Source organism: Pseudomonas linyingensis (assembly GCF_900109175.1).
Lineage (GTDB): Bacteria > Pseudomonadota > Gammaproteobacteria > Pseudomonadales > Pseudomonadaceae > Geopseudomonas > Geopseudomonas linyingensis.
Map to the genome: position 1 here is coordinate 1 of NZ_FNZE01000017.1, position 11456 is coordinate 11456.

At 64.4% G+C, this 11456-nt stretch carries 10 protein-coding genes; 2 read left to right on the forward strand and 8 right to left on the reverse strand.

What is annotated here, in order from left to right:
* A partial coding sequence (locus tag BMZ19_RS17845; RefSeq protein WP_483153916.1) for a Rossmann-fold NAD(P)-binding domain-containing protein occupies positions 1–554 on the reverse strand: 554 nt, incomplete at its 3' end.
* Positions 555–770: 216 nt separating this feature from the next.
* Between BMZ19_RS17845 and BMZ19_RS17850 the strand changes: the two genes are divergently transcribed.
* Complete coding sequence (locus BMZ19_RS17850) at positions 771–1664, forward strand: LysR family transcriptional regulator (RefSeq protein WP_090312939.1); 894 nt, start codon at positions 771–773, stop codon at positions 1662–1664.
* Positions 1665–1689: 25 nt separating this feature from the next.
* Here BMZ19_RS17850 and BMZ19_RS17855 read toward each other — a convergent pair whose 3' ends face one another.
* Genes BMZ19_RS17855 through BMZ19_RS17885 form a run of 7 tightly spaced genes read right to left on the reverse strand, consistent with a single transcriptional unit; the run spans position 1690 to position 8989 of the window.
* Entirely contained in the window at positions 1690–2640 is a 951-nt protein-coding gene (locus tag BMZ19_RS17855) for an electron transfer flavoprotein subunit alpha/FixB family protein (protein ID WP_090312940.1), read from the reverse strand.
* Position 2641: 1 nt separating this feature from the next.
* The gene (locus BMZ19_RS17860; protein ID WP_090312941.1) at positions 2642–3391 is read right to left on the reverse strand and encodes an electron transfer flavoprotein subunit beta/FixA family protein; all 750 of its coding nucleotides are present in this window, start codon (positions 3389–3391) and stop codon (positions 2642–2644) included.
* Between the two features lie 57 nt (positions 3392–3448).
* Positions 3449–4600, reverse strand: a complete 1152-nt coding sequence (locus BMZ19_RS17865) for an acyl-CoA dehydrogenase family protein (protein ID WP_090312942.1) — start codon at positions 4598–4600, stop codon at positions 3449–3451.
* 46 nt (positions 4601–4646) lie between these two features.
* Positions 4647–5732, reverse strand: coding sequence for an enoyl-CoA hydratase/isomerase family protein (locus BMZ19_RS17870; RefSeq protein WP_090312943.1), 1086 nt, complete (start codon positions 5730–5732; stop codon positions 4647–4649).
* 2 nt (positions 5733–5734) lie between these two features.
* Positions 5735–6625, reverse strand: coding sequence for a 3-hydroxyisobutyrate dehydrogenase (mmsB, locus tag BMZ19_RS17875; RefSeq protein ID WP_090312944.1), 891 nt, complete (start codon positions 6623–6625; stop codon positions 5735–5737).
* A gap of 25 nt (positions 6626–6650) precedes the next feature.
* Entirely contained in the window at positions 6651–7427 is a 777-nt protein-coding gene (locus BMZ19_RS17880; protein WP_090312945.1) for an enoyl-CoA hydratase, read from the reverse strand.
* Between the two features lie 50 nt (positions 7428–7477).
* Positions 7478–8989, reverse strand: coding sequence for a CoA-acylating methylmalonate-semialdehyde dehydrogenase (locus BMZ19_RS17885; protein ID WP_090312946.1), 1512 nt, complete (start codon positions 8987–8989; stop codon positions 7478–7480).
* 749 nt (positions 8990–9738) lie between these two features.
* Here BMZ19_RS17885 and BMZ19_RS17890 point away from each other — a divergent pair.
* The gene (locus tag BMZ19_RS17890; protein WP_212633248.1) at positions 9739–11343 is read left to right on the forward strand and encodes a DUF1302 domain-containing protein; all 1605 of its coding nucleotides are present in this window, start codon (positions 9739–9741) and stop codon (positions 11341–11343) included.
* Positions 11344–11456 lie beyond the last annotated feature (113 nt).

An 11456-nucleotide genomic window follows, 5' to 3' on the forward strand; every position in this document is an offset into this window, starting at 1 on the left:
CGCTTGGCGGTGGCGATCGCCTGCAGGCCGGCGACGCCGGCGCCGAGCACCAGCACGCGGGCGGCCTTCACCGTGCCGGCGGCGGTCATCAGCATCGGCATGAAGCGCGGGTAGTGGTGGGCGGCGAGCAGCACCGCCTTGTAGCCGGCGATGTTGGCCTGCGAGGACAACACGTCGAGGCTCTGCGCGCGCGAGGTGCGCGGCGCCGCCTCGAGGGCGAAGGCGGTGATGCCGTGTTCGGCCATGCGCGCGATGTTGGCGGCGTCGAACGGGTTGAGCATGCCGACCAGCACGGCGCCGGGCTGCATCATGGCCAGTTCGGCGGCGTCGGGGGCGGCGACCTTGAGCACCAGGGCGGCGCCCAGCGCGGCGGCGGCGTCGCCGAGGTGGGCGCCGACGGCGGCATAGGCATCGTCGGGGATGCTGGCGGCAACGCCGGCAACGCTCTGCACGATGACCTGGTGGCCCTGGGCGACGAGTTTCTTCACCGTTTCCGGCGTGGCGGCCACGCGGGTTTCCCCGGCGTGGGTTTCGAGCGGTATGCCGATATGCACGTCAAAGCTCCTGTTTGAGATTCGCAACTCCGCGTGAAGCAATGCGGATAGCTATCGGTGGTTGCAGTGTTGTGGCTGCTGGCGCGGTGTGGCGCCGCTGAGATTCTTGTTTAAAAACAAACACACATGTTTTAATTGGATCATGCCGGTGAAATGTTGCCCTTGGCAACACGCAAGATCGCATACGGCAGCTGCATTTCTGCACAGGAGTCAGGTATGGACTGGGACAATCTGCGTTATTTCCTCGAGCTGTCGAGGGCGGGCAAGTTGACGGCTGCGGCGCGGCATCTGGAGGTCGATCACACTACGGTTGCCCGCCGTGTCCAGGCGTTGGAGAAGAGTTTGGGGCGCCCGCTGTTCATCCGCAGCGGCAGCGGTTACCAGTTGGCTGAGTCGGGGCGGCGCCTGCTGGCTCAGGCAGAAGCGATGGAAAGTGCGTTCCTGGCCATTGAGAAGGACGAGGGTGAGAGCATTGCCGGCGGGGTGTCCGGCAGCGTACGGATCGGCGCCACCGAAGGATACGGCGTCGAGCTGCTGGCCGGTCAGCTGGCGAAGTTGTCCAGGCACCACCCTAGCCTGAGCATTGACCTGCTGGCGGTACCTCGCATGGTGCGTCTGGCACGCCATGAGGCCGACATCGTGATCACCCTGGAGCGCCCGGAGCGCGGTCCCTACATCATCACCAAGTTGACCGACTACACCCTGCGGCTGTACGCGGCGCCGGAGTACCTGGAACGCCAGCCGCCGATCCGCAGTCGCGAGGATCTGCGCGAACACACCTTCGTCAGCTATATCGAGGACCTGCTGTACAGCAAGGAGCTGCATTACCTCGACGAAATCGGCAAGCCGAAGCAGATAGCCTTGCGCAGCACCAGCATCCTGGCCCAGCAGAAAGCGGCGATTGCCGGAGCTGGCATCGCGATCCTGCCGAGCTTTGCCGCGCGCAGTGAGGAGCGCCTGGTGGAGATTCTCGCCGACGAGGTGGAGTTCGTGCGCACGTTCTGGATGCTGATGCCGGTGGAGGGCAAGGATCTTGCCCGCATGCGGGTGACCTGGGATTTCCTGCGCGAGATGGCGCAGGAAAATCAGGATGTGATGATGGGGCGTTAGCAACGCCCCGGTGGGGGAATGACGGTCAGGCGCGCAGACTCTCGCCCAGCGCCGGGACGGCCTCGAACAGGTCGGCGACCAGACCGTAGTCGGCGACCTGGAAGATCGGCGCCTCCTCGTCCTTGTTGATCGCGACGATCACCTTGGAGTCCTTCATGCCGGCCAGGTGCTGGATAGCGCCGGAGATGCCGACGGCGATATACAGCTGCGGCGCGACGATCTTGCCGGTCTGGCCGACCTGCATGTCGTTGGGCACGAAGCCGGCGTCCACCGCCGCGCGCGAGGCGCCGACGGCGGCGCCGAGCTTGTCGGCCATGCTGTAGAGCAGCTGGAAGTTGTCGCCGTTCTGCATGCCGCGACCGCCGGAGACGATGATCTTCGCTGCAGTAAGCTCGGGGCGCTCGGACTTGGCGATTTCCTCGCCGACGAAGCGGGAGATGCCGGCATCGCAGACGCTGGTGATGGTCTCGATGCTGGCCGAACCACCTTCGGTGGCAACGGCGTCGAAGCCGGTGCCGCGCACGCTGATCACCTTGATCGCCGCGCTGGACTGCACGGTGGCGATGGCGTTGCCGGCATAGATCGGCCGCTGGAAAGTGTCGGCGCTGATGACCTTGATGATCTCGGAGATCTGGTCGACGTCGAGCAGGGCGGCCACACGCGGCAGCACGTTCTTGCCGGTGGTGGTGGCGGCAGCCAGCACATGGCTGTAACCCTTGCCGTCTTGCTCCTGAACAAGTTGCGCAACCTGTGGGGCGAGGTTCTCCGGCAACTGGTGGGCATAGGCGGCGTGGTCGGCGACCAGCACCTTGCCCACCCCGGCGACCTGGGCAGCCGCTTCGGCCACGGCGCTGCAGCCGGAGCCGGCGACCAGCAGATGGATATCGCCGCCGATCTGTTGGGCGGCGGCCACGGTATTGAGGGTGGCGGCAGCCAGGGCACTGTTGTTGTGTTCAGCGATTACCAGGATTGCCATCTCAGATCACCTTCGCTTCGTTCTTCAGTTTCTCGACCAGTTCGGCCACCGACTTGACCTTGATCCCGGCGCTGCGCGCGGCTGGGGCTTCAACCTTGAGGGTCTTCACGGTCGAGGCGGTGGACACGCCCAGCGCATTGGGAGTCAGCACGTCGAGCGGCTTCTTCTTGGCCTTCATGATGTTGGGCAGGGAGGCGTAGCGCGGCTCGTTGAGGCGCAGGTCAGTGGTGACGATGGCTGGCAGCTTGAGCGCGACGGTCTGCAGGCCGCCGTCGATCTCGCGGGTAACGTTGGCGCTGTCGCCGGCGACTTCGACCTTGGAGGCGAAGGTGCCCTGGGCGAAGCCGGTCAGCGCGGCGAGCATCTGGCCGGTCTGGTTGTTGTCGCTGTCGATGGCCTGCTTGCCGAGGATCACCAGCTGCGGCTGCTCCTGGTCGACCACGGCCTTGAGCAGCTTGGCCACGGCCAGTGAACCCAGCTCCTCGCCGGTCTCGACCAAGATGGCGCGGTCGGCGCCGAGGGCGAGGGCGGTGCGCAGTTGTTCCTGGGCGGCACTGGCTCCGACAGACACCACCACCACTTCGCTGGCGATGCCCTTTTCCTTGAGGCGCACCGCTTCTTCCACGGCGATCTCGCAGAACGGGTTCATCGCCATTTTGACGTTGGCCAGGTCGACACCGCTGTTGTCGGCTTTGACCCGGACCTTGACGTTGTAATCGACCACGCGTTTGACAGGGACCAGAATCTTCATGGGATTCCTCTTCTTATTGAGCAAGGCAGGCCCTCTGCGGCCTGTATGGAAATGGGCTTAAAGCTGGTAGTTGGCCAGTTCACGGGCGATCAGCAGGCGTTGGATCTCGCTGGAGCCTTCGTAGATCTGGGTGATGCGGGCGTCGCGGTAGTAGCGCTCCACCGGGTAGTCCTCCAGATAGCCGTAGCCGCCGTGGATCTGGATCGCGCTGGAGCAGACCTGTTCGGCGATTTCCGAGGCGAACAGCTTGGCCTGGGAGGCCTCGGACAGGCAGGGTAGCTCGGCGCTGCGCAGGCGGGCGGCATGCAGCACCATCAGGCGCGCGGCATTCAGGCGGGTGTGCATGTCGGCCAGTTGGTTGGCGATGCTCTGATGCTCGATGATCGGCTTGCCGAACTGCACGCGGTCGCGGGCATAGGCCAGCGCAGCCTCGAAGGCGGCACGGGCGATGCCCAGCGCCTGGGCGGCGATGCCGATGCGGCCACCCTCGAGGTTGGAGAGGGCGATGGCCAGGCCCCGGCCACGCTCGCCGAGCAGGTTCTCGGCGGGGATGTGACAGTCGCGCAGGGTTACCGCGCAGGTATCCGAGGCGCGGATGCCCATCTTGTGTTCGCTGCGGTCGACCACGAAGCCGGGGTTGTCGGTGGGCACCAGGAAGGCCGACAGGCCCTTCTTGCCCAGCTCGGGGTCGGTCACCGCAAACACGATGGCCAGCTTGGCGCGTTTGGCATTGCTGACGAACTGCTTGGCGCCGTTGATCACCCAGTGACCATCGCGCAGTTCGGCGCGGGTGCGCAGGTTGTGGGCTTCTGAACCGGCTTGCGGTTCGGTGAGGCAGAAGCAGCCGATGGTCCGGCCGCTGGCCAGCTCGGGCAGCCAGCGGTCCTGCTGCGCCTGGCTACCGTACTTGAGGATCGGGCCGCAGCCTACCGAGTTGTGGATGCTCATCATGGCGCCAGTGGCACCGTCGCCAGCGGAGATTTCCTCGACCGCCAGGGCATAGGCCACGTAGTCGACGTAGCTGCCGCCCCATTCCTCCGGTACCACCATGCCGAGCAGGCCGAGTTCTCCCATCTTGGCGACCAGGGCGTCGTCGATCCAGCAGGCCTTTTCCCAGGTTTGGGCATGCGGCGCGATCTCGCTGCGGGCGAAGTCGCGCGCCATGTCGCGGATCATGCGTTGTTCTTCGGTCAGTTCGATATCGTGCATCAGCGTTCTCTCTTATTGTCTGCTGATCAGCCTGCTCTGGCCGTCTTCAACCCGCCAGGCGTACCTTGCTCAGCGGTTTGAAGCCGGCAAAGAAGCGGTTGAGGTGCTCAGGGCTGACGGCGTCGAGGGTGGGCGGGTTCCAGCGCGGCGATTTGTCCTTGTCGACAAGGAGAGCGCGTACGCCCTCCATGATATCGCCGTTGGCGAACCACTGACGGTCCAGGTGCAGCTCGAGGGCGAAACAGTCGGCAAGGGGCAGAGTCCGACCGCGGCGCAGCATTTCCAGAGTCACGCTCATGGCCAGCGGTGAGCGGCTGTCCAGCAGCTTGACGGTTTCCTCCGCCCAGTCGACGAATTCGGGACGGCTTTCCGCCAGCAGGGCGGCGCGAATGGCCGGCAGGTCCGGCAGCGCGAAGTACTCGTCGATGGCCAGACGCCAGGCCTTGAGTTCCGCCCCCGGCATGCGGCTGGTGCCCAGGGTGGCCAGCAGGGTGCGCAGCGTCTCGCGCGGATGGGTATTCCAGGTCAGGTTGTCCAGGCAGCGGTCCAGCTCGGGAATCTGCTCGCTGGACAGGCACCAGTCGGCCAGTTCGCTGTACAGGGCATCGGCAGCGCGGATCTGGGTGCCGGTGACGCCCAGGTAGATGCCCAGCTCGCCGGGCAGCCGAGGCAGGAAATAGCTGCCACCCACATCCGGGAAGTAGCCGATGCCAACTTCCGGCATGCCCATGCGCACGCGCTCGGTGACCACCCGCATGCTGGCGCCCTGCACCAGACCCATGCCGCCGCCGAGGACGAAGCCGTCCATCAGCGCGATCAGTGGCTTGCCGTAGCCGTGGATGTACTGATCGAGGGCATATTCTTCCTCGAAGAAGGTCTGGTGCTCGCCGTCGCCGGCCCTGTAGCTGTCGTACAGCGCGCGGATATCGCCGCCGGCGCAGAAGGCCTTTTCGCCGTTGGCGCGCAGGACCACGGCAAGCACCTGAGAGTCCTGCTCCCAGGCCTGCAGCTGCCGTGCAAGCAGGCGGATCATCGGCAGATTGAGGGCATTGAGGCCCGCCGGCCGGTTGAGGGTCAGATGGCCGATACGGTTGCGGACTTCCGCCAGTACGGGCAGTTCGACGTCGCTCATGCTCAGTCTCCCTTGCGGTACAAGTCGATGATCGCCGAGAAGTCCAGGCTGCCATGCCCCTGCAGGCTGAAGCTCTGGTACAGCTGCTGGGCGAGGGCGCCGAGGATCACCGGCTGGCGGATCTGCCTGGCGGCTTCGCTGGCCAGGCCGAGATCCTTGAGCATCAGGTCGCTGCCGAAGCCGCCGCTGTAGCCGCGCGCGGCGGGCACGTTGTCCATCACGCCGGGGAAGGGGTTGTAGGTATCCGAGCTCCAGCAGCGCCCACTGGAGGTGTTGATGATGCCGGCGAGCACCTTGGGATCGACGCCCAGCGCCACGCCCAGGCTCATTGCCTCGGCGACGCCGATCATCGAGATGCCCAGCAGCATGTTGTTGGCCACCTTGGCGGCCTGGCCATTGCCGCTACCGCCACAGTGAACGATGTTCTTGCCCATGGCGGCGAGGATCGGCTGGGCACGCGTGAAGTCGGTGGTCTCGCCGCCGACCATGAAGGTTAGGGTGCCGGCCGCGGCGCCGCCGGTGCCGCCGGAAACCGGGGCATCGAGCATCGGGTTGCCGTGCTGGCGCGCGGCGGCGGCGACTTCGCGGGCGCTCTGCGGGTCGATGGTCGAGGAGTCGATCAGCAGCACGCTTGGGTGAACGTGGGCGAGCAGGCCATCGTCGCCGAGGTAGACGGCCTTCACGTGTGCCGCCGCTGGCAGCATGGTGACGATGACCTCGACATCGCTCTGCGCCAGCGCTGCCGGGGAGCTGGCGGCGCTGGCGCCGGCTTCGACCAGATGGGCGACCGAGGCAGCGGAAAGGTCATAGACGTGCAGGCGGTGGCCGACCTTGACCAGGTTGAGGGCCATCGGGCCGCCCATGTTGCCGAGTCCGAGAAATCCGATATTCATGATGAGTCCTCACGCATCCGGGCGGTTAGCGGTTCTTGAAGTTCGGCTTGCGCTTTTCGCTGAACGCAGCCATGCCTTCCTTCTGATCTTCGGTGGCGAAGGTCGAGTGGAACAGCCGGCGCTCGAAGCGGATGCCCTCGCTGAGGGGGATCTCGAAGGCGCGGTTGACCGCCTCCTTGGCCATCATGGTGATCGGGGCGGACATCTGGCTGATCTTCTCGGCGGCCTTGAGCGCTTCGTCGATCAGCTGCTCGGGCGCCACCAGGCGACTGACCAGGCCGCAGCGCTCGGCCTCCTGTGCATCCATCATGCGACCGGTGAGAACCATGTCCATGGCCTTGGCCTTGCCGATGAAGCGGGCAAGCCGCTGAGTGCCGCCAGCGGCAGGGATGGTGCCGATGGTGATTTCCGGCTGGCCGAACTTGGCGGTATCGGCGGCGATGATGAAGTCGCACATCATCGCCAGCTCGCAGCCGCCGCCCAGCGCGTAGCCGGACACCGCGGCGATGCTCGGCTTGCGGAAGGTGCTCAGGCGCTCCCAGGTGGTGGTGATGAAGTCGGACTTGTACACCTCCATGTAGCTCAAGTCCTTCATGGCCTTGATGTCGGCACCAGCGGCGAAGGCTTTCTCGTTGCCGGTGAGCACCACTGCGGCAACCTCGTCGTCAGTCTCCAGTTCGTCGAGCAGTGCGCTGAGTTCGGCGGTCAGTTCGGGTGACAGTGCGTTGAGTACCTGAGGGCGGTTGAGGGTGATCAGCGCCACCTTGCCGTGCATTTCCAGAAGCAGGTTCTTGTAGTTCATGACGGTATCCCTTGGCAGGCCACGGTCGGTTGGCGACCGTGGCGCGATTTTTATTTGAGGGTGATGGTGGTGTTGACCGGGCCGCCGACCTCGTCCTCGTCGAACCAGCGCGCGGTGACCGTCTTGGTCTGGGTGTAGAACTGCACCACCTGCTTGCCGTAGGGGCCCAGGTCGCCGAGCTTGGAGCCGCGCGAGCCGGTGAAGGAGAACAGCGGCACCGGCACCGGGATCGGCACGTTGATGCCGACCTGGCCGACGTCGATCTCCTCCTGGAAGTGGCGGGCCGCGGCGCCGGAGCGGGTGAAGATGGCGGTGCCGTTGCCGTTGGGGTTGGCGTTGATGATGGCGATCGCCTCATCCATGGTCGCGGCCTGCAGCACACAGAGCACCGGGCCGAAGATCTCTTCCTTGTAGATGGTCATGTCGGTGCTGACGGCGGAGAAAATCGTCGGGCCGACGAAGTTGCCGTCCTGGTAGCCGGCGACCTGCGGATGGCGGCCATCGAGCAGCAGCTCTGCGCCTTCCTGCACACCGCGCTCGATCAGGCCGTTGATGCGCTCCAGCGCCGCGCAGGACACTACCGGGCCGACGTCGGTGCCGGGCTCGCAGCCGGCGTTGACCTTGAGGGTCCTGGCCTTCTCGACCAGCTCCGGCAGCCAGGCCTGGGCCTCGCCGACCAGGATCACCACCGGCAGCGCCATGCAGCGCTGGCCGGCGGCACCGAAGGCGGAGCCGACCAGGTTGTTGAGGGTCTGCTGCTTGTGCGCGTCGGGCAGAACGATGGCGTGGTTCTTCGCGCCCATCATGCACTGCGCACGCTTGCCGTTCTGCGAGGCGCGGTTGTAGACGTGGGTGCCGACCTTGGTCGAGCCGACGAAGGACACCGCCTTGATGTCCGGGTGATCGCAGATCAGGTTGACCGCCTCGGCGCCGCCGTGGATCACGTTGAGCACGCCCGCCGGGATGCCGGCCTGCAGCGCCAGTTCGGCCAGGCGCATGGTGACCATCGGGTCCTGCTCGGAGGGCTTGAGGACGAAGGTGTTGCCGGTGGCGATGGCCATCGGGAACATCCACAGCGGGATCATCGCCGGGAAGTTGAACGGGGTGATGCCGGCGCACACGCCCAGCGGTTGCAGCAGGGTATAGGTATCGACGCCGCCGGCGACGTTGTTGGCCAGCTCGCCGAGCTGCAGGTTGCCGATGCCGGCAGCATGCTCGACCACCTCCAGGCCGCGGAACACGTCGCCTTCGGCGTCCGGCAGGGTCTTGCCCTGTTCGGCGGTGAGGATCGCCGCCAGCTCCTTCATGTTCTCGCGGATCAGCTGCTGGAACTTGAGGAAGATGCGGGCGCGGGCGCCGACCGGGGTCTTGCGCCAGGTCTTGAAGGCTTCCCTGGCGCTGGCCACGGCGGCGTTCATTTCCTCGGCGGTAGCGAAGGGCACACGGGCCAGCACTTCCTGGGTGGCAGGGTTAACGACATCGCGCCACTCGGTGGTTTGCGATTCGACGAACTCGCCGTTGATCAGCAGCTTGACGGTGGGGATGGAGCGGGTTGCGGTCATGGTCACCTCGCCTTTGCAGGCTTGCCTTGTTGTTGTTCTTGCCGGTGGTTGGCCGGACTGTTGAAGCAGGCTAGCAGTGGGAATTTGCGCAGTTCAATGGGGCTTTTCGCAGATAAGATCTGCAAAAATCCTCGTTCTCTGCCATTCGGGATCCAAAGCCGTTCATTTCGAGTGGCGGCAGGGCGGGGACAAGATTTTTTCCCCGGGAGGCTTGCGCATGAGGCAGTGAGGGGATAGCTTTAATAAAAACCTTCCTGTCGGTTTTTAAGTTGACCGCAGGGCGTGCAAGGTTTCCATCAAGCTGATGACAAAAATAAGAAAAGCGAGGATGCGTCCATGACGATTTCTGTCGGCTCATCACTGTCCAGCCAACCTGGCGGACAGCATCCGATCACGGCCGCGCCGATCGCCGCCAATCTTCCTGCTCGGCACTCACCTGAGCTGCTCCCAGGCACTCCATCACGACACTTCCTTTTTCTCGCTGACATGGACCGTTCGGTCCATGTCATGGGGTGGTAGTCCAGCGTTGGCTCCACCGTTGCTGTCCTGCGGGTCGATTCACCTGGGCGTTTGAAATCAACCTCTGGTGATTTCAAGGCCGGAAAGTGAGAAAGGCGCTTATAAAAACAAACGATCATGATGGTTTTATTCAGCCGGTGCGCTATGGTGTGCTGGCCCCTTGAGACTCGGAGGTATATGTGAACAAGAATAAGAAAACTATCGCTCGCAAGCTCAAAACTGCTCACGCCATGGGTGTCGTAGGCGGTGCGGTCATGGCGATGGCGGCGCTGCCGGCTGCTGCGATCAGCATCGATACCGGTAATCCGGATATCGCCGTGCGCTGGGACAACACCCTCAAGTACAACATCGGCTGGCGCATGGAGGGGCGCGACAACACTCTGGGAGATACTGCGGGCTTCAGCACCTCTACCTACTCACGCGACAAGGGCGATGTGGTGACCAACCGCGTCGACATCCTCAGTGAGTTCGACTTCATCTACAAGGAAGATCACGGCTTCCGTGTGTCGGCTGCCGGCTGGAACGACTTCGACTATGAAGACGATGTGCGGGTCAATCCCGACCTGGCGCGGCTGGGGCTGACCTCTCCTTACCCGAACAACAAGTTCACCAACGAGGTGGAGCGTTACAACAAGCGCTCCGGCGAGATTCTCGACGCCTTCGTCTTTACCAAGCTCAACCTCGGCGCAGTCCCGGTGAACTTCCGGGTCGGTCGCCACAACGTCTACTGGGGCGAGTCGCTGTTCAGCTTCGGCGACAGCATCGCCTATGGCCAGGGTCCGCTGGACCTGCGCAAGGCCACCGCAACGCCGGGCATCGAGGTCAAGGAGCTGTTCCTTCCGCAGAATCAGCTGTCTGCAGCCGCGCAGTTGACCGACAAGATCAGCATGGCCGCCAACTACTATATGGAGTGGGATCCGCACCGCTTCCCGGATGGCGGCACCTACCTGGGTGGCAGCGACGTCACCCTGCTGGGTGGCCAGAATCTGGGCCTGCCCTATGTTGGCGATGTGGATGGCGGGCCGAACAAGACGCCGGACGACAAGGGCAGCTTCGGCGTCAACGCGCAGATTCAGTCCGATACCCTGGGAGGCAACCTCGGCCTCTACTACCGCAAGTTCGATGACCGCATGCCCAATGTGGTGTTCGATCCGGCCAGCGGTGTGCTCTACAACGACTATGCCGAGGACGTGAAGCTCTACGGCCTGAGCTTCAGCCGCCTGCTTGGCTCGGTCTCGGTCAGTGCGGAAGTATCACGCCGCGAGGATACCGCCCTGGCCGGCAACGCCCGCGGCGATACCTGGCACGCACTGGTCAACGCGATCGCCTATATCGGCAAGACCCCGCTGTTCGACTCGGCTCCGCTGACAGCAGAACTGACCTACGTGAACCTGGACGACGTCAGTGACGCGACCAAGGCCCAGTTCGACGCCATACATGAGGACCGTGGCTGCACTCTGGGTACCAAGGGTGGCTGCGTCAGCGATGACGCCTGGGGCATGAACGTGGCGTTCACCCCCACCTGGTTCCAGGTGTTCCCCGGCATCGATCTGACCATGCCGATCAACTACGGCATCGGTCTCAAGGGTAACTCCCCGGCAGCGCTGGGCGTGGCTGAGGACGCCGGAGCCTGGAGCGTTGGCCTGGGCCTCGACGTCTATTCGCAATACAAGATCAACCTGACCTACAGCGACTACTTCGGTGAGGGCGTCACCGGCCCCAATGCCTTTGCCGGCGCCCCGGGCATCGGTGACAGCCAGCTGGTGGCGTTCAGTGGCAGCGAAACCCTGAACGATCGTGGTTGGCTGTCCCTGACGCTGAAAACCACGTTCTGATCTTGATGAGGCGGTCGCTGCGGCGACTGCCTCCTGTCTACGAGTCAAGGAAGTTGAGTTTTCGGCATCTGGACACAAGGTCGCGGCCCCTGCGGCCGACGGTTTGAGGAAAT